This window comes from Brevibacillus sp. HB2.2, from assembly GCF_013284275.1.
GTDB lineage: Bacteria > Bacillota > Bacilli > Brevibacillales > Brevibacillaceae > Brevibacillus > Brevibacillus brevis_D.
The window spans coordinates 141,441-159,436 of sequence record NZ_JABSUV010000003.1 but is presented as its reverse complement, the minus strand read 5'-3'; the positions used below and the strand labels follow the sequence as shown (position 1 = coordinate 159,436).

The following is a 17,996-nucleotide window of genomic DNA, read 5'->3' as shown; positions in this document are numbered from 1 at the left end:
GTGTTCACTCCATCCCAGGTAGTTGGTTAAAATAGCGTGTCCCCGATGTATCCGCCCTCACTTGCACCAGGTAGACAGGCGTACAAACCACTGCCGACATGGGTGATATATTCATTGAGTCGGTCGACAGATGCGAGCTTTTGTTGCATCGGAATGAATTGCTTGCGTGGATCACGATTGAAGCAAATGAACAACAGCCCAGCATCGAGCTGACCAGTCTTAAGGTCCATTCCACTTGAATAAGAGTATCCGCGCCGCAAAATTTTCACTTTGCCCTCCATATGGGCCAGGGCGGTATGGGAATTCACAGGAATAACGGGTTTACCCTTGGCATCCTTTCGATCCAGCTCTAGCTCGTCGAACTCATTTGCTTTGCCAAGAGGAGCACCGGTTAAACGGTGACGACCAAATGTATTCTCCTGATCGGTGAGGGTGGAGCGATCCCAGACTTCGATCCTCATGCGGATTCGACGCATGACCATGTAGCTGCCGCCTGCCATCCACGCGGGACTTTCAGCCGTGTTAGCCCAGACGACTTCATTTGCGGTAGCAGGATCGTTCACCGGCGGATTGTTCGTGCCATCCTTGAAGCCCAGCAGATTTCGTGGTGTGGAGCCAGTCGGGTCAGATGCACTGGTACGCTGGAAGCCTTCCTGGAGCCAGTGGAGGACAGCTTTGCCTCGAGCGATCCGGGCCAAATTCCGCAGGGCATGGAAGGCGACCTGTGGATCGTTGGCACAGACCTGCACGACAATATCGCCACCAGACCATTCTTTTCGCATTTCATCGCTGTTGAAGCGAGGTAAATCAACCAAAGGAGCTGGGCGTTTGGATGCCAGACCAAAGCGCTCGTCAAAGAAAGAAGCGCCAAGCCCAAATGTGATCGTCAATTTCATCGGGCGCAGGCCCATGGCTTCTCCCGTGTCGACAGGAGGAAGAAGGGCGTGATCGCTCTCTTCATCGACGTTTTTGCCGGCAGTCATGCGTGCTGCTGCCTGCGTCCAGCTTTGAAACAAGCTGCGGACATCCCCTAGCGAGGTCGTCGTCAAATCAAAAGCACCCATGCAGATAAAATCCTGCATAGGTGTAATGATCCCGGACTGATGCTTGCCATAAAAGGGAATGACCTCATCTGCACCGGTCGGAGTGGCACTCGTCTGCTCATTTTTAGGAGAGGAGGGCATAAGGGTATTAACCCCAGTCGCTCCTAACAGCAGTCCAATCCCCCCGACACCAGCCAACTTCAGAGCTTCTCGACGTGTGAATTTGTTCGCTGTGGTGTTTTCGAGATGCTTGTCATTCATCTTGTTAGCCTCCTACGATCTTACCCATTTTGGATAAAGGCTCAGCCAATGCATCGAGGGACTGACTCAGCTTTTTCACTTGGTCTTCCTTCAATTCGGTGTATAGCACATAGCCGTCGCCTTTGCGGTATGGTGCGAGGGCTTTGTCCAAATCAGCAAAGCGAGCTTCAATTTCAGTTGCAAGAGCAGCGTCTTTTTCCGTAACAGCAGGCTTCAATACTTTGTAAATTTCGTGAGCGCCTTCCACGTTCGCAGCGAAATCGTACAAATCTGTGTGGGAATAGCGTTCTTCCTCACCAGTGACTTTGCTCGACGATACCTCATTCAAGAGCTCTACCGAACCCGTTACCAGCATAGGCACATCGATTTCGACGCTCTCTACCTTCACGCGGAGCTGCTTCACATCTTGCAGCAGTTGATCCGCCACTTTACCTTGGTCAGCAACTGATTTGGTTTCCCAGAGAGCTTTCTCCAATTTGTGATAGCCGCGCCATTCGTTATCAGGCACATCGCCTTCGCGGGCATCGATCCAAGGGTCAAAATCGCCTAGAGATTCAGCGATAGGCTCGATTTTCTCAAAGTAAGCACGGGCTGGAGCATACTCCTTTTTCGCTTTCTCCATATCGCCTGCTTTGACGGCGTTGGTAAAGCTCTCTGTTGCTTTTACGAATTGGTCGGTTTGGTCAACGACCCATTTTCGGTATTGATCAATAGAGGCTTGCAGCTCAGGAGAAGGAGTAGTGCTCGCTGTCGCAGACTGATCAGCAGCGGCAGGCTTGTCAGGCTGCGTGGCTTCTGGTTTTTTCTCTTCGGTTTGTGTTTGTGCGTTTCCGCAAGCAGCGAGCAAGGAAGAGCCGAGAACAACTGCCGCGAGTGGATAACTCCATTTTTGTATCATGAAAAGACATCCCTTCATATGATATAAGTGTATAATTATAAGATTATATTACGATAATGAATATCATTATCATCCACAAAGAATTTTACTCTTTCTTAGACAGTTTGCAATCTTTTTTTGGCTAACTAGCAATGGTTAGTTTTGGTGTTGTTCACATAAAACCAAAAATAGCTCAACAATCCCTTAACAATGACCTGTTATGATCGAGCTATCAACCAAATGAATAACGTCTGTAAGTGGGTCGAGACGTGGAGAAAGCCCTCATACAGCAATAGATTCGAAAAAGACCGTTCGATCGGTTTGTTTCTTTGTGCTATTGCCGTGTATGAGGGCTTTTTGTGTTTTCGAATGAAAGGAGCGAGCAGGGGATTTGCTAGATACAGATAGGTACGAAGCGTATTTTTTTGATTTGGATGGAACGATTTTTCTCGGGAATGAACTGCTTCCTGGGGTGGAAAAGACACTTGCCACGCTGCGGGAGAAGCAGAAGAAAATCATGTTTTTGACCAATACGACGGTACAGACAAGAACAGCTTGCCAAACTCGCCTCCAGAAGCTCGGATTAGCTGCCGGGCGGGAAGAAATCTTGACGGCTGCCTACGCAGCGGGATTGTATCTTCAAGAAAATGCGGAGCAAGCGCGTGTCCTGATCGTTGGAGAGCCTGCATTGGAGGAAGAGATTGCGAGCTTTCATATAAAGCAGGTGCAAGATGCGGAGGAGGCTACGCATGTATTGGTTGGAATGGACCGTGGATTTACGTATGAAAAGCTGCAACAGGCTGCTGACGCTGTACGAAAGGGAGCCCTCCTGATCGTAGCGAACCCCGATCCGGTATGTCCGGTGCCAGGGGGGGCCATTCCTGATACATGGGCGTTGGCGAAAGCGATTGAAACGGCTGGTGGAGCCTCTGTCTGGGCGATGACTGGCAAGCCGTCTCGGTACTACGCCGAGCAGGTTTTTCAACAGCTTCAAGTACAGCCAGAAAGATGCGTCATGGTGGGCGATCGTTTGGAGACAGATATTTTACTTGGGAAAAACAGCGGCATGAAAACAGCGCTGGTCATGACGGGTGTGACGACCAGCCGCGAACTGGAAGCCACAGAGATTCAGCCAGATTACATCCTTCCGACGATGGAAGCCATGGTGTAAGTCGAGTAGGAAAAACGAGGAGGCAAGGGAGATGGAGTTGGGAAAGAGCAGCAAAAAGTGGTTGTGGTCAATAATGGCAGCAAGTCTGGTGACAGGCAGTATGCCGTCCGTTATGGCGCAAAGCGCGGTGAGCAAAACCCTGCTCATCACAGAAGTTGTCAATGATCCTCTTTTTGATGAAAGCACAGGCGAGTTTATCGAAATCACCAATATCTCTAACGATTCGATTGATTTGAGTGGATACATGATCGGCGACGAGGAAAAGCGTGGCGGAAATGAAGGGATGCATGCGTTTCCGGAAGGCACCATGATTGAGCCTTACCAGACGATTGTCATTTCCCGCTATGCAGACGGAATCGTGGAACGCCATGGCGTCACGCCAGATTTTGAATTGTTCGATTCCATGGAGGACGTCCCTGAGCTATTGCCGACGGATTGGGCGACAGGCAGCATTTATTTGGCCAATGGCGGCGACCACGTCATTCTGATGGATCCTGCGTACAATGTGGTGGATTCGATGGCTTATATGGATGCGAAGGTTCCGGGAGTCATCTCTCATCCGGGAGTAGCTGGCGGACACTCGATGGAACGCCTGACAGAAAAGGATACGAATGATGCTTCCAAAGATTTTGTTGATCAGCCCAAGCCAACCCCTGGTGAGCTGTTATTTGGACCGAATGCCCAAAAAGACAAGATTCCGGTCTCTGATCTTAAAGACGACGTGCTGATTGTCCCTGAACCTAAGACGGGAATTGTCCTTCCGCCGACGGTGATTGCCATGTACGACAAGAAGTCCGAGCTCGATGCGATTCTGGATGCAGAAGCGTCTTCCATTTTTATTCCGGTGAAAAAATCCGGGAAGAACGGAGTTGTCACCCAAGACGGCACATCGCTGGACGAGGTACTGGAGCAGATCAAGGGCAAGGCGATTCCGGTGATTCATATCGAGGACAAGAAATTGGTAGCCGAGGTTGATCGTCTGCTCCAGAAAGAGAATCTCACGGATGTGCACATTGTGTCTTCCCGACCGGAAATTGTTCAAGAGATGCGGGAGAAAAACAATGAATACCGTGGTGCTCTCGTGTATATCGACGGCAAGCTGAACGAAAAGAAGCAAAAGGAACTCGTACGCTCAGCCAGGAGCAGTCGTTCCAATGTGATCGTTCTCTCGCAAACTGCCATGACGGAGGATGTTATTCGTTACTTCCGCAATCGCGGGTTGTCCGTGTGGGGAATGGATCGGGCGAACAAAAGCCAAGCGAGTGAAATGATCGAGATGGGGGTGGCGGGGGTTGTCTCACACGATCCAAAAGAGGTGCATGAGTTACTTGCTGCTTACCCAGAGAAAAGCATCACGCAACCTCCGATGGTTATGGCGCATAGAGGTATCCCTTCCTTAAAACCGGAAAACACGATGTACGCCTTTGAAGAAGCAATGAAGCTGGGTGTGGAAATCATCGAGACAGACGTCCACAAAACAAAGGATGGTCACCTTGTCCTGATCCACGATTTTGATCTGGAGCGTACCACTAACGGGACCGGGAAGGTAAAGGATTTCACACTGAAGGAACTGCGCGAATTGAATGCGAACAAGCTCGACCCAGCAAATCCTTCCTGGTACCAGCCTGAAATTACCGATGCTGTCATTCCTACCATGGATGAATTGCTGGAAGCGGCCAAGGGCAAAGCGGTGGTCATTCTGGAAGCAAAGGGGATTGGGTACGAAAAGGAAATGGCGAAGGTCATCAAGGAGCACGACATGGTTGAAGATGTGATTGTCAGCAGTTTCAGCTCAGAAGTATTGGAGCGCTTTGCCAAGCTCAATCCGGAACTGGGACTCGGCTTTACCTTGAGCGGGACCAAGCCGAAGGAACAGCTGGAACAGTACGCCGAAAAGCAGATAACAGACGCGGTTCAACTGAATGCCCAATACTATATCAACCATCAGATTGTCACGCCAGAGCTAATCCGCTTCGCCAAGCATCGGGGAATCATTTTGACCGTGTATACAGTCAACGAGGAAGCAGATATGAAGCGGGCAACCGAGGCGGGAGTCGGCGGGATTATTACCGACTATGCACAAAAACTTTACAATACCCAAATATTACCTTAGTAAGCAATTGGTATAGTCGAGGGATACGTAAAAAACAGCGAGAGATTCAGGGGGGAAAGTCGTGGCTGAAGTGGAATTGCGGCGCATTTCCAAGATGTATGGGGGCCAGAAGGTAGTCAATGAAGTGAGTGCTCGTATTCTACCAGGAGAGTTTTTCGTGCTGGTAGGGCCTTCTGGTTGTGGGAAATCAACCACACTGCGCATGATTGCCGGGCTGGAGGAGATCAGCACGGGAGAGCTGTTGATTGGCGGCAAGCCGATGAATCAAGTCCCTCCCAGCGGGCGAAACATCTCCATGGTCTTTCAAAATTACGCACTTTATCCGCATTTGACGGTAAAAGATAATATTTTATTTGGTTTGCAGGTGCGAAAGGTAGACAAAGCAGAGCAGGGCAAGCGGTTGGAGCGTGTAGCAGAGATGCTGGGCATCGCGCATCTTTTGCAACGCAAGCCGAAGGAATTATCCGGGGGACAACGACAGCGTGTTGCACTCGGACGGGCCATCGTCAGTCAGCACCCTATCTGCCTCATGGACGAGCCTTTGTCCAATCTGGATGCTAAGCTGCGCGGGCACATGCGCACGGAAATTCGTCGCTTGCAGCAAGAGCTGGGCATCACGATGATTTACGTTACGCATGATCAGGTGGAAGCGATGACGATGGCAGACCGCATGATGGTCCTGCGCGACGGCGAGGTTCAGCAAGTCGGAAAACCGCTCGATGTCTACAACCATCCAGCGAATTTGTTCGTGGCCGAGTTTACGGGGGCACCCCCGATGAATACGGTTCCTGCCATTTGGCGGGCAGGCGATCAGGCAGGGATTGAGCTGGCAGGTCAGCAGTTTTTGCCGCTCCCTATGTTTCACAGTATCAAGGACCAGACCCCGGTCGTTCTCGGTTTGCGTCCAGAGTCACTTCAACCCGCCCTTGAAGGGCAATCTGTCGGTGCTTCCTTCCAGTTCCCTGTCACGGTACAAGGAGTAGAGATTCTCGGTTCTGAGACCATTGTGGAATTCACCGTGGGAGACAAGCTGTGGAAGGCCAAATGGAACGGGCAATGGCACTGCAAAAGAGGCGAAACCATGCATGTTCGTTTTGATCCAGCTCAGGTGAACGTGTTTGATAGAGAAACCGGAAAAAATCTAGCGGTTACGACCAATTGAGAAAAGAAAAGGGAGAGGTACTGTGATGCGTAAAGTTGTCAAAAGCTTATTTGCGGTCGTCATGAGTATGAGTCTGATCACGGGTTGCTCCAGTGGGAATTCTTCGTCCACAAACAACGCGACGCAAGGAGCCAATTCGTCTGGCACAACAGAGCTGTCCTTCTATTATCCAGTTGCGGTTGGCGGTCCTTTAACCAAGATCGTGGACGGAATGGCAGAAGAATTTAACAAAGAAAATCCAGATATCAAAGTCAAGCCAGTCTATACGGGCAGTTATCAGGATACAACGACAAAAGTGCAGGCGGCTGTACAGGGCAAGACTCCTCCCGACGTAGCAGTGATGCTCTCTACTGAGCTGCATACGATGATGGATATGGATGCAATCCTTCCGTTGGACGACCTCATTGCCAAGGATGGCGGCAGCGAATACGTAAATGATTTCTTCCCGGGCTTCCTGGCGAACTCTCAAGTAGATGGCAAGACATACAGCATTCCGTTCCAGCGCAGCACCATCGTGCTCTATTACAACAAGGACGCGTTCAAGGAAGTCGGTCTTGATCCGGAAAAACCGCCGACATCCTGGGATGAGCTGGTTTCGTACGCGGCCAAATTGAAAAAGGACGGGCGCTACGGCGTCGAGATTCCTTCCTCGAGCTTTACGTATTGGATGTTCCAAGCGCTGGCCCTGCAAAACGGCAAGAACTTGATGTCCGAAGATGGGAAAAAAGTGTTCTTGGATACGCCAGAAAATGTAGAAGCTCTGCAATTTTGGGTAGATTTGTCCAAAAAGCATCAAGTCATGCCTGAAGGCGTCAACGAGTGGGCGACTGTACCTTCTGATTTCTTGGAAGGCAAAACGGCGATGATGTTCCATACGACAGGGAATCTGACGAACGTGAAGAAAAGCGCGAAGTTTGATTTTGGCGTAGCGTTTTTGCCAGCGAAAAAGAACTACGGCAGCCCGACAGGTGGCGGTAACTTCTACATGTTCAAAGGAACCGATGAAAAGAAACAGGCAGCCGCATGGAAGTTCATTCGCTTCATGACCGAATCTAAGCGGGCTGCTCAGTGGAGTGTCGATACTGGCTATGTTGCTACACGCAAATCTGCATACGAAGAAGAGACGATGAAGCAATACGTTAAGGACTTCCCGGCAGCAGCAGTAGCTCGTGACCAGCTGGAATACGGACATGCTGAGCTGTCTACGCACAATAACGGCAAAGTGACAAAGCTCTTGAACGACACACTGCAATCCGTGATCACTGGTCAATCTGAGCCTGCGGAAGCATTGAAAAAAGCGCAGGAAGAAGCGGACAAGATGCTGGCGCCGTTCAACAAATAATCAAGCAAGGCAATGGGGGAGCGACAATGGGGGAACTACGCGCAAAATCGAAAGTGAACATGTACGCCTGGCTCTTGCTCCTTCCCTCCCTCATCTTCCTGCTGCTGTTTACCTTCTATCCGGTTATACAAACGTTCATACTCAGTTTTCATCAAGCGGATCTGGGTTCTCCAGAGCCGTTTTTTAACGGGATAGATAATTATAAACAAATGCTGGAAGATGAAGTGTTTTGGAAGGTGTTGACCAATAATATCTGGTTTGCCATCGGAACAGTGCCGACGAGTGTGGCTCTCGCGCTGGCTATGGCTTTGTTCGCCAACAAGGCATTACGAGGGAAGAGCTTTATCCGCACGGCTTATTTTTACCCGACAGTTGTTCCGATGATTGCCGTGGCGAACATCTGGCTGTTTATTTACACACCGGAGTACGGAGCGCTTAGTCATGTGATGGAGTGGTTCGGAAAAGGCGACATGAACTGGCTCGGTGATCAGAAAAATGTGATGTGGGCGATGATCTTCATGGTCATTTGGAAGGAAGCGGGCTATTTCATGATCTTCTATTTGGCGGGGCTGCAAAACATTTCACAGGAGCTATACGAATCCGCCTCCATGGAAGGAGCATCGTCGTGGACGGTTTTTAGCCGCATTACCTTTCCACTGCTTATGCCAACGACGATGTTTGTCAGTATTATCGCCTTCACCAACTCTTTCAAGCTGGTAGACCATTTGGTGATCATGACCAAAGGCGGGCCGGATAATGCCAGCAATCTCTTGCTGTACTACATATACGAGACAGCGTTTTCTTTCTGGGATCAAGGAATGGCTTCGGCATTGACGATTGTCATGGTCGTGCTGCTCTTGCTAGTCGCTGCTTTTCAGTTTTTTGGTATGGATAAAAAGATTCATTACAACTAGGGGGGATGGCAGATGCTTCGCAAAATCACAACGGTTGGAATGTACGGCTTGGCCGTTCTCTGGTTGTTTCCTTTGCTCTGGGCGGTCTGGACTTCCTTTCGCCCGAGGGAGCTGGCGACTTCGTGGTCGTTCAGTACAGATTTTACACTCGATAACTTTGCAAAAGTGTGGGACGCAGCGCCCTTTGACCAGTACTACATCAATACCTTTTTGATCGTGACCGGTATTTTGGTGGCGCAAATGATTACGGCTACACTGGCAGCCTATGCCTTTGCGAAGCTGCAATTTTGGGGAAAGGATGTGTTGTTTGTCCTGTTTCTGGTCCAGCTCATGGTCCCGGCGGATATTTTGATTTTCCCCAACTATAACGTCCTGCGTGACTTGTCTTTGCTGGATACCAAAATCGGCATTATGCTGCCGTACTTCGCTTCAGCCTTCGGGGTCTTTCTGTTGCGGCAAACCTTCAAGACAATCCCGAACGAACTGGAGGAGGCGGCACGGATGGAAGGCTGCTCCTGGTTCCAGATTTTGTGGCGGGTGTACGTTCCACTAGCGAAGCCGACCTACATTGCTTTTGGTTTGGTCTCGGTGAGCTACCATTGGAACAACTTCATGTGGCCGCTGATTATTACGAATTCCGTGGAAAATCGTCCGTTGACGGTCGGTCTGGCGATTTTTGCCCAATCGTTTGAGACGGGGGCGCAGTGGGCCGAGGTAAGTGCAGCAACGGTCATGGTGATTTTTCCGTTGTTGCTGGCATTTTTGTTGTTCCAGCGGCAGTTTATCAACAGCTTCATCCACTCCGGCGTGAAATAAGAGGGAGGGTCTTGAATCATGAGAGACAAAGGCTCGTTTGCCGTATCCACCTATGCGTTATTTGATCTGTCCTTGTGTGATGCGATTGTTCAGCTTTTGCAAAAAGACTGGAAGGGCATCGAGATTATGTGTGAAGAGAATCATGTCGACCTCTTGGACTGGTCCTGGGAGCAGCTGAAAGAGTTGAAGCAACAGGGAAACGAGAGAGGGATTGCTTGGTCAATTCATGCGCCGATTAGTGGCTGCAATCTGGCGGCGGATGCAGGACCAACCCGGGATCAAACGTTGGACACGATGAAGCGCTGCCTAGAGATTGCCAGCTTTCTCGACTGCACGCACGTCGTGATGCATGCAGGGGAGGTAGAAGATCGACTCGCGGAAACAGAGCGTGCCAGAGGTGTGGAAAATGTGAGTCAGGCACTCCACGTGTTGACCCCCGAGCTGTCCGCAGAGAGTAGAACCATACTGACGGTCGAGAATGTACCCCCTTATCCAAAAGTGCTGGGGTGGAGCGTCGAGGATCTCATGCGTATATGCCGTCATGTAAACTCCTCTCGCGTGGGAATCGTGTACGACGTGGGCCATGCCCATTTGATTCGTTCAGGATATGCGATCAATGCATTGCAGGAGGTGCTTCCTTATTTGTCCGCTCTGCACCTGAGTGATAACTTTGGCAAGCTCGACGATCATTTGGCAGTGGGGGAAGGAACGATCCCGTTCGAGCCTATCCTGTCACTTTTAAAAGACAATGGCTTTGCGGGTCATTGGGTTGTAGAGACAAAGCAGCTTGGCTGCGCTGAGGTAAGTGTTGAACGGCTACTGAGGGCAGGAGGCAAATAGCATGGACATGCAAACGATTTTGAAAACGAATCCGGTTATTGCGGCAACCGAACAGGATCGCTTGGGAGAGGCGATGACGTCCCGAGCTTGCGCGATCCTTTTGATGTACGGAAAGCTGACTAAGCTGATGGAGGAAGCCGAAACCATCCGTCAGTCGAGCAAGCCGATTTTTTTGCACACAGACCTCATGAATGGCTTGTCCAATGACAAAGAGGCTTTTCGTTTCTTATCGACCTATATCCAACCAACGGGCATTGTCACTACCAAAGGACCGATGATTCGCGCGGCCAAAAAGGAAGGGATGCTGACGATCCAGCGAGTCTTTTTGATCGATTCGACCTCTCTCACGACGACTATCAAAAACGTCTTGGAAAACCAGCCGGATGCGATTGAAATCATGCCGGGGATAGCGCCGTCTATTATTTCGTATATCAAGGAGCATTTGTCGCAGCCGATTATTTTGGGCGGGTTGATTTGGAATATGGAACAGGTCAACGAAGCGTTGAAGAGTGGAGCGGATGCTGTTTCGTTGAGTAAGTCGGAGATGTGGAACCATATGACTGTTTAGGAGAAAGGGCAGGTGTGAAAGCACCTGTCTTTTTTCGTCTACATAAAAACACCTCCATACCAGTTGATGTAGTGGAGGGGGCTGAGTAGGTATTTTTATGGGAGTAACAAGTTTGGTCTTCTATTTGCTAGAGTATAGGTCTACATAGCCTGATTCCTTCATGCTCATATACATTCTGTACAAAATCGTTACTGCTTCTGCGCGGGTTAGCATTTCGTTAGGCTCAAACTCTCCATTCCATGCAGTCATGACCCCTTTTTGTTGCAAGAGGGCGATTTTGTAAGCTGTTTCTCCGCTGTAGATGTCATAGAAGCGGTGTTCGTCTCCTTTTTTCAAGACAAGAAGGGGAAAGAGTGTGTTAGTCTGGTTTTTCCCATCTTCATAGGAGCGACCATCTGAGAGAAAATCATCTATGGATGATAAATCCGTATCGGAGGTAATGATGACTGGAATATCTCGCAAGGTAGAAGTGATCCCAAAGATAGAGGTGTCGTCTGTTTCGTCAAGCGCTTCAAGCCATAAAACAGGGAGGACGTTAACTGTACCGATGCGATTCAATTTGGAGTCTGGATAGAAGGTGTAACCGTCCGGTGAAGGAAAAACTACATTCCGCCAATTCCTCGTCACGATTGAACTAATCTCCTGATAGGCCCAGTGGTTTTTTGGTACATCAGCAAAGTGCGTAATATGATAATAATCCGAAACGTAAAAGTAACCGTTCGGATCGAAAGGTCTGTAGCGATCAAACAGGCGATAGATCATCACCGTCATTTCAGCTTTGTCCACCCATCTTCCCGGCTGAAAGCTTCCATCGGGATAGCCGCTGACGACCCCATTGTCTACCATAAAGGAGATAGCGTCCATTGCCCAGCCATATTGCTTGGGATCGACATCTTTAAATGCTGGTGCTGCCAGTGCTACAGGTTGTTGAAAGGTCGTTAGTCCTAAAATAAGTGCCAGTAAGAGAATGATGCGGTTCATGTACTTACCTTCCTTTCTTGACATTCTCTGGGTGATCTTTATTTATTCATCGGCGAAAAGACCTTGACGTTACAGTTAGGTTGAATGCTTCCGTGTTTCTTACAGATATGTGTCCATATGCCTACATGATTGGTAATCACACAAGAGTAATTTTATAATGTAGGTAACAAATTCTACGATGAAGAAAATAGCAGCGAAGTGACACCCTTCAGCGTGAAAAGAGGGTAATATGGAACCAATTCAATTGATGGAAGCGGCAGAGCAATTTATCCGGATATGCTATCGTGAGCTGGACAAGACGACGGACGAAACCGAGCAACGGCTACAAGAAGTACGACAGCTGATTCACCAGCAGGGATACTATGAGCATACAGCTGAGGAGCTTCGTCATGGAGCGAAAATGGCCTGGCGCAACAGCAATCGATGTATTGGGCGATTCTTTTGGGAATCGTTAGTGGTGATAGATGAGCGGCATGTCGAAACAGAAGAGGAGATGGCGCAGGCCATGCTCCGACACATTGACTTTGCCACCAATGGCGGGAAAATACGCCCGACCATCACCGTTTTTGCCCCTGCTGTAGCAGGCAGAGCTCCCATGCGTATCTGGAATGACCAACTGATTCGCTACGCGGGATACGAGACAGAGTACGGCGTAATGGGTGATCCAGTTTCGCTTTCGCTGACGAAGCTATGTGAGAGCCTGGGATGGCAAGGGAAAGGCACAAACTACGACGTTTTGCCGCTTGTCGTGCAAATTGGAGATCGGAAGCCGCAGTTTTTTGAGATTCCTCAGGAGCTGGTCTTGGAGGTGCCGATCGTGCATCCTGATTTGCCGGGCTTTGCTGATTTGGCATTGCAATGGTACGGGGTTCCTATTGTTTCGAATATGCGCATGGAGATTGGCGGTATCGACTATTTGGCCGCGCCTTTTAACGGCTGGTACATGGGAACGGAGATCGGTGCACGCAATTTCGCTGACCAAGAGCGATATAACATGCTGCCAAAGGTCGCAGAGGTCATGGGGCTCGATACGAGCAGGGAAGTTACCCTTTGGAGAGATAAGGCGCTTATCGAGTTGAACGTAGCCGTCCTGCATTCCTTCAAGGAAAAAGGAGTATCGATTGTCGATCACCATACGGCGAGCCAGCAATTCAAGAGATTTGAGGAAAGAGAAGAGAAATGTGGTCGAGCCGTTACGGGTGACTGGACATGGCTGGTTCCACCGATCTCCGGAACAGCTACACACATTTTCCATAATCTATACGACAACACAATCCATACGCCGAATTTCTTTTACCAGGACAAGCTGGAGCTCGGCAAAAAATAAGGTCTTCAAATGTCGCGAACATGCTTCGCGGCATTTTTTTGCGTGAGATGTCACATACAGGGTGTTATGGTGCGTTATACCAGTTGGAAGGAGGGAGAGAGTGGACACGAAACAGATAGAAGAACTCGTGGATGAGATCATTCAGGGAGCGGATGACCGCTACGCTATCATTATGAAAAGCTACCAAACGCCGATATTTCACTACTGCTATCACATCTTGGGGAATCGATGCGAAGCGGAAGATGCCACACAGGAGGTCTTCTTCAAGGCTTATCGCAACTTGAAAAAATACAGTCCAATTATGCCGTTCGCAGCTTGGCTTTATAAAATAGCCTATCACCACTGCATCGATCTCATCAGAAAAAGGAAATGGACAAAATTGTTGCCATTTTTGATGCAAGACAAAGAGTCTCAATCAGACATCGAGCGGCATATTGAAAATGTTTATTTCAGTGAGGATGTATTTCTTGCCATGCAGACACTCTCGGTAGAGGAAAGAACGCTTCTCTTGCTGCGAGGCGTGGAAGAAAAGACGTACGAGGAAATCTCCTTGATCATGAACAAAAACGCTGCGAGTCTGCGCAAAAAATTCGAGCGTACGGCATCGAAGTTCCGATCCGCTTATTCTCCTTTAGGGAAGGGAGGGTCAGCTCACGATGAGTCGAAACAAATCGCACGAGAGTATTAAGGACCTGTTTAACGACCCGCGCATCCCGCAGGAGATTGATATTAGCCATCAAGTAATGACAAAAATCAAACGAGAGAAGGAGAGGTTTTTTGTGAAGTACAAGGTGAGCATTTTGGTTGCAATCGGATTAATCGCAAGTATTTCGTCGGGGTATGCTGCTGTTCAATTCTATCAGTTGAAGAGCCCGCAAGGTGAGGTGCTGTATCAAGAGAAAGATGTAAAAGAATCAGGCGCCAAAACAGTAAAAGAGCCAGATCAAGAAATGGATGCCTTCTTAAATAAACGTTGGGAAATCGAGGATAATATGGAGCCAGGAACTGCCGCAGCTGTCTACATAGTTCCTCACAATCCTCAAAAACAAATCGTGACGATGACGGCTCCATTTGATTATAAGACTTTGGCTGATGTTAAACAGAAAGTGGGAGATCAGATATTCTTGCCAGAAACTTTACCAGGACGCCATGCTTTTTTGGATGCCCGACTCGAGTTTGGCATCAAGAACGAATATGACAAAACTACTTTGTATCAGCAGGCGGAAAAAGAGAACAAAGAATACGTCATGCAGCCGTTGGCGTGGACAAATGAATTGGAGTATCTGTATACGACATATCAATCTGGAGAAAGCTATATTAATTTGAACATCACAAATTATGAGGGAGTAGAAGGAAGTACAACCTATGTAGCCAATCTGGATCAACAGAAAAAAGAGGTAGTCAAAGTAGGACAAATCGAGGTGCTCTATTCAGAGGAAGCCAAAAAAGACCGGACTGACAAGAGCATCATGTGGGTGATGGAGTACGCTGGCAAGAAGATGCAGTACGAAGTAGTCGCGACTGGGGATGTATTGACTAAAGGAAACATCAGCGAGTTTGTAAATGCCATGATGCCAAAAAAATAAAGTTACCAATGTCGCGAACATGCTTCGCGGCATACGGTAAGAAGTCAATCCGCGAAGAAAAGGCTTGTCGGCAGTAAAAAATAACAACGTAGAAGAAAAACCCCCGAAACACATGTAGCAAGTATGCTCTGCTACGAGTATTCGGGGGAAATTTATTTAGCGGTTGTAATAGCTGCTAAGAGCTGGGAGCAGACCCAATGGATTTTTCCGCAAGTCCTTGGCACTAAAGAAAATGCTGCCTTGAACCTGCGGAACCATCGCGTTGAAATTCAACTGGTTGATAATCTCCTGGGCACTCTGCCAGCCAGCTTCGGCCGTTCCCAGCTTGTATGGAGAATGACCGATGTAGAGCTTGACGTTCGTGCCTTGTACTTCGTTTGCCCACCAAGTAACGAGCTTGTCATATTGGGCAGGTGCGAAGGAAAAGCTCCAATAGATTTGCGGAGTCACATAATCAATCCAGCCTTGTTGAATCCACGTGCGCACATCGGCAAACATGTGGTCATAAGCAGTAACGCCAGCTTTTGTATCGGAGCCGGTCGGATCGACGTTGCTGTTGCGCCATACACCGAATGGACTGATCCCGAATTGAACGTGAGGCTTGACGCTCTTGATAGACTGATTCATTTGTTGAACAAACTGATTGATATTATCGCGGCGCCAGTCTGCTTTGGACACGATTTTTTTGCTGTTGTAAGCCTTGAATGCTGCATCGTCTGCAAAGGCGACATTGGAAGGATAGAAATAATCATCCAAATGGACACCATCGATGTCATAGCGTTGTACGACTTCCATTACTTCATTAATAATTTGCTGACGTGCCGCGGGAACACCCGGATTGATGTACAGCTTTTTGTTGGCATTCACAATCCAGTCAGGATGCTGCTTGATCACGTGATTCGCTGGCAATTGGTCTGTTTTTGCATCTGTAGTGGCACGGAACGGGTTGAACCAAGCATGGAATTGCATCCCGCGTCTATGCGTTTCTTGTACCATAAAGGCAAGCGGGTCGTAGCCAGGATCTTTCCCTGGAGTTCCCGTCAAAAATCTCGACCATGGAGTGAGTGTAGAAGGATACAGTGCATCTCCAGATGGGCGAACTTGCACGAAAGCAGCGTTCATTCCCATGGCTTGCAGCTCATCGAGCAGCTGTATGTATTCTTGTTGCTGCTTTGCTGGATTTCCGTATGAACCGGAAGATGGCCAGTCCAAGTTGTAGACTGTAGATATCCATACCCCGCGCAAATTTCCATTTGTCACGACAGGTGTGCCTGGCTCCATCCCGCCGTTTTCACTCAATATATCCTGTGGTGGCGGAGTCATGGTAGCGACGTTGCCGCTTTGCAGGCGGATGGTTCTTGTTTTGTCTTCCCAGTTTACCGCAAGGCCCAACTGCTCAGAGACAAAACGCAGCGGAACCATAATTCTCCCTTGTTTGTTCTGAACGGAAGCATCGAGTGGGATGCTGTTGTTGTTCACGCGAGCGTTCTTTTGATTAACCGTCAGCGACAACAAGGTATCTTGCTTACTGATCGTTGCGGTTTGAGACTTTGGCTCCCAATTTACTTCGGCTCCCAGATTTTCACCGATCACCCGCATTGGAACCATCGTTACATCTGCTTTTGGAACAATGTACGGAGCGACGTCACTTTTGATTTGTTGCCCGTCCAAATAGATGCTGATGCCAGAGGATGTCTGCGCAGCCTGCACGGATATCCCCATCGTTGGAATACATAGTACGAACATTAGCAAAAGCATAAACCACTTGCGTACCTTCATTTTTGCCAATCCTCCGACAAGTATAGATTTGCTTACTACATTAGCCAATTCGTTAGACGCTTTATTATATCGCTTTGTTACGCTCAAGTGGGAAGATTATTGTAACGATTCGCTCCATTTCGGTAAAAAATGGTGAGACTCATCGAAGCATGGGAACCACCCAAGCTGATCTGGCATAGGCAAAAGCATATGTTGTTTTCCTTCTGGTCATGGGACAAAAGAGAGGGAAAGGAGTGCAAGCATGAGTTCTTTTCTTGCGCCAAAGGCACCGATTGTTTTTGTTCCGGGGCTGTTTGGGTCGATGAGTGATCAAATTATTCCGGGTACTGGTGACTGGGGCTTCGGGTTTGCTCGAACGGCTTACGAGCCATTTATCCGTTTGCTTGGAAAAATGGGTTACCCCCTCAATGAACAATTGTTTGTAGCTTTTTATGATTGGCGAAGGCAGATCGATATTTCAGCCGAGCGCTTTTTACTGCCTGTCATCGAGCGGGCGAAGCAAACGACTGGTGCCCCTTGTGTCAATCTCATTTGCCATAGCATGGGGGGGCTTGTTGCTAGAGCCTATGTCCAGGGTGAATTTTATCAAAACGATGTGGATCAAATGCTCATCTTTGCGACTCCTAACGCAGGATCGCCTGTTGCCTACAGCTATTGGGCAGGAGGGAAGCTGCCGCGCTCTGTTTCTGGCAAAAGAAATGTCGTGGAGCTATACATGAGTGTATATCTGGCCTATTTGGAGCAAAGTATCCCTTTTCATCGCATACAAGCTATTCACAGACACTTTCCCAGTCTCCTTGACCTTACTCCGTCAGCTGCATATGGTGATTATTTGTTGGAGAAAAAACAGGGAGTAGAAGCCTTTGTGCCTTATGAACAGATGGTCGTGAAAAATCAATACATGGACAATTTGAACGCAACGATGGGGATTATCGCAGCCCGCAATATTCGCGTCACGCTGGTAGCTGGCATCGGACATGAAACGATTCATTACCTGCGAACAGTCCCTTCGCTATCTCCCGATAAATGGGTCGATGGAAGAGTAGTGGGCTCGATCAATAGTGATGCTGGGGATGGGAGTGTCATGGCGAACAGTGTATTTGCACTAGAAGGGGAGCGTTATTACGTTGAAGCTACACATCTGGAGATTTTGTATAAAAGTGAACCGCTTCTCCGGCAATTGCTAGAGTAGGGAAAAAAGAGGACCAAGCCGGGA

Annotated in this window: 16 protein-coding genes; 12 read left to right on the top strand and 4 right to left on the bottom strand. The window is 48.7% G+C overall.

Annotated elements, in window-relative coordinates:
- Nucleotides 1-26: 26 nt before the first annotated feature.
- Both efeB and efeO read right to left on the bottom strand, forming a co-directional pair.
- Entirely contained in the window at nt 27-1,304 is a 1,278-nt protein-coding gene (efeB, locus tag HP401_RS03270) for an iron uptake transporter deferrochelatase/peroxidase subunit (RefSeq protein WP_172139525.1), read from the bottom strand.
- 4 nt (nt 1,305-1,308) lie between these two features.
- A complete protein-coding gene (efeO, locus tag HP401_RS03265; protein WP_087348453.1) occupies nt 1,309-2,202 on the bottom strand; it encodes an iron uptake system protein EfeO in 894 nt (297 codons plus the stop codon).
- A 370-nt stretch (nt 2,203-2,572) separates the two neighbouring features.
- Here efeO and HP401_RS03260 point away from each other — a divergent pair, with 370 nt between their 5' ends.
- From HP401_RS03260 to HP401_RS03225, 8 genes are all read left to right on the top strand, one after another.
- A complete protein-coding gene (locus HP401_RS03260; RefSeq protein WP_173604044.1) occupies nt 2,573-3,352 on the top strand; it encodes an HAD-IIA family hydrolase in 780 nt (259 codons plus the stop codon).
- A gap of 31 nt (nt 3,353-3,383) precedes the next feature.
- Nucleotides 3,384-5,465, top strand: coding sequence for a glycerophosphodiester phosphodiesterase family protein (locus HP401_RS03255; protein WP_173604043.1), 2,082 nt, complete (start codon nt 3,384-3,386; stop codon nt 5,463-5,465).
- Between the two features lie 61 nt (nt 5,466-5,526).
- The gene (locus HP401_RS03250; RefSeq protein WP_173604042.1) at nt 5,527-6,627 is read left to right on the top strand and encodes an ABC transporter ATP-binding protein; all 1,101 of its coding nucleotides are present in this window, start codon (nt 5,527-5,529) and stop codon (nt 6,625-6,627) included.
- Between the two features lie 25 nt (nt 6,628-6,652).
- Nucleotides 6,653-7,969, top strand: a complete 1,317-nt coding sequence (locus HP401_RS03245; RefSeq protein ID WP_173604041.1) for an ABC transporter substrate-binding protein — start codon at nt 6,653-6,655, stop codon at nt 7,967-7,969.
- Between the two features lie 26 nt (nt 7,970-7,995).
- Nucleotides 7,996-8,883, top strand: coding sequence for a carbohydrate ABC transporter permease (locus HP401_RS03240; RefSeq protein ID WP_173604040.1), 888 nt, complete (start codon nt 7,996-7,998; stop codon nt 8,881-8,883).
- 12 nt (nt 8,884-8,895) lie between these two features.
- Nucleotides 8,896-9,699 carry a carbohydrate ABC transporter permease gene (locus HP401_RS03235; protein ID WP_016739540.1) on the top strand — a complete coding sequence of 268 codons (804 nt, stop codon included), beginning with the start codon at nt 8,896-8,898 and terminating at the stop codon, nt 9,697-9,699.
- Between the two features lie 18 nt (nt 9,700-9,717).
- Nucleotides 9,718-10,539, top strand: a complete 822-nt coding sequence (locus tag HP401_RS03230; protein WP_173604039.1) for a sugar phosphate isomerase/epimerase family protein — start codon at nt 9,718-9,720, stop codon at nt 10,537-10,539.
- 1 nt (nt 10,540) lies between these two features.
- Complete coding sequence (locus tag HP401_RS03225; RefSeq protein WP_173604038.1) at nt 10,541-11,107, top strand: glycerol-3-phosphate responsive antiterminator; 567 nt, start codon at nt 10,541-10,543, stop codon at nt 11,105-11,107.
- 120 nt (nt 11,108-11,227) lie between these two features.
- Here HP401_RS03225 and HP401_RS03220 read toward each other — a convergent pair whose 3' ends face one another.
- Nucleotides 11,228-12,088 (bottom strand): S-layer homology domain-containing protein, encoded by an 861-nt coding sequence (locus HP401_RS03220; protein WP_173604037.1) that lies wholly within the window; start codon nt 12,086-12,088, stop codon nt 11,228-11,230.
- Nucleotides 12,089-12,317: 229 nt separating this feature from the next.
- Between HP401_RS03220 and HP401_RS03215 the strand changes: the two genes are divergently transcribed.
- The 3 genes from HP401_RS03215 to HP401_RS03205 all read left to right on the top strand — a co-directional run bounded on the left by HP401_RS03215 (nt 12,318) and on the right by HP401_RS03205 (nt 15,001).
- Nucleotides 12,318-13,415 carry a nitric oxide synthase oxygenase gene (locus HP401_RS03215; RefSeq protein ID WP_173604036.1) on the top strand — a complete coding sequence of 366 codons (1,098 nt, stop codon included), beginning with the start codon at nt 12,318-12,320 and terminating at the stop codon, nt 13,413-13,415.
- Between the two features lie 100 nt (nt 13,416-13,515).
- The gene (locus HP401_RS03210) at nt 13,516-14,103 is read left to right on the top strand and encodes an RNA polymerase sigma factor (RefSeq protein WP_015893889.1); all 588 of its coding nucleotides are present in this window, start codon (nt 13,516-13,518) and stop codon (nt 14,101-14,103) included.
- Complete coding sequence (locus HP401_RS03205) at nt 14,072-15,001, top strand: hypothetical protein (protein ID WP_254456987.1); 930 nt, start codon at nt 14,072-14,074, stop codon at nt 14,999-15,001. Before HP401_RS03210 ends, HP401_RS03205 begins: the two co-directional genes overlap by 32 nt.
- Before the next feature lie 156 nt (nt 15,002-15,157).
- On the opposite strand, the gene HP401_RS03200 is transcribed toward HP401_RS03205, so the two are convergent.
- Complete coding sequence (locus tag HP401_RS03200; RefSeq protein WP_142497415.1) at nt 15,158-16,780, bottom strand: family 10 glycosylhydrolase; 1,623 nt, start codon at nt 16,778-16,780, stop codon at nt 15,158-15,160.
- A gap of 241 nt (nt 16,781-17,021) precedes the next feature.
- On the opposite strand from HP401_RS03200, the gene HP401_RS03195 reads away from it, so the two are divergent.
- Nucleotides 17,022-17,972 carry a lipase/acyltransferase domain-containing protein gene (locus tag HP401_RS03195; protein WP_173604035.1) on the top strand — a complete coding sequence of 317 codons (951 nt, stop codon included), beginning with the start codon at nt 17,022-17,024 and terminating at the stop codon, nt 17,970-17,972.
- The last annotated feature ends 24 nt before the right edge of the window (nt 17,973-17,996 follow it).

Excerpts from the sequence above, each read along its gene's own strand:
- efeB (WP_172139525.1), bottom strand. The coding sequence starts at position 1,304 with ATGAATGACAAGCATCTCGAAAACACCACAGCGAACAAATTCACACGT.
- efeO (WP_087348453.1), bottom strand. The coding sequence starts at position 2,202 with ATGATACAAAAATGGAGTTATCCACTCGCGGCAGTTGTTCTCGGCTCT.
- HP401_RS03255 (WP_173604043.1), top strand. The coding sequence starts at position 3,384 with ATGGAGTTGGGAAAGAGCAGCAAAAAGTGGTTGTGGTCAATAATGGCA.
- HP401_RS03245 (WP_173604041.1), top strand. The coding sequence starts at position 6,653 with ATGCGTAAAGTTGTCAAAAGCTTATTTGCGGTCGTCATGAGTATGAGT.
- HP401_RS03240 (WP_173604040.1), top strand. The coding sequence starts at position 7,996 with ATGGGGGAACTACGCGCAAAATCGAAAGTGAACATGTACGCCTGGCTC.
- HP401_RS03235 (WP_016739540.1), top strand. The coding sequence starts at position 8,896 with ATGCTTCGCAAAATCACAACGGTTGGAATGTACGGCTTGGCCGTTCTC.
- HP401_RS03230 (WP_173604039.1), top strand. The coding sequence starts at position 9,718 with ATGAGAGACAAAGGCTCGTTTGCCGTATCCACCTATGCGTTATTTGAT.
- HP401_RS03225 (WP_173604038.1), top strand. The coding sequence starts at position 10,541 with ATGGACATGCAAACGATTTTGAAAACGAATCCGGTTATTGCGGCAACC.
- HP401_RS03220 (WP_173604037.1), bottom strand. The coding sequence starts at position 12,088 with ATGAACCGCATCATTCTCTTACTGGCACTTATTTTAGGACTAACGACC.
- HP401_RS03215 (WP_173604036.1), top strand. The coding sequence starts at position 12,318 with ATGGAACCAATTCAATTGATGGAAGCGGCAGAGCAATTTATCCGGATA.
- HP401_RS03205 (WP_254456987.1), top strand. The coding sequence starts at position 14,072 with ATGAGTCGAAACAAATCGCACGAGAGTATTAAGGACCTGTTTAACGAC.
- HP401_RS03200 (WP_142497415.1), bottom strand. The coding sequence starts at position 16,780 with ATGAAGGTACGCAAGTGGTTTATGCTTTTGCTAATGTTCGTACTATGT.
- HP401_RS03195 (WP_173604035.1), top strand. The coding sequence starts at position 17,022 with ATGAGTTCTTTTCTTGCGCCAAAGGCACCGATTGTTTTTGTTCCGGGG.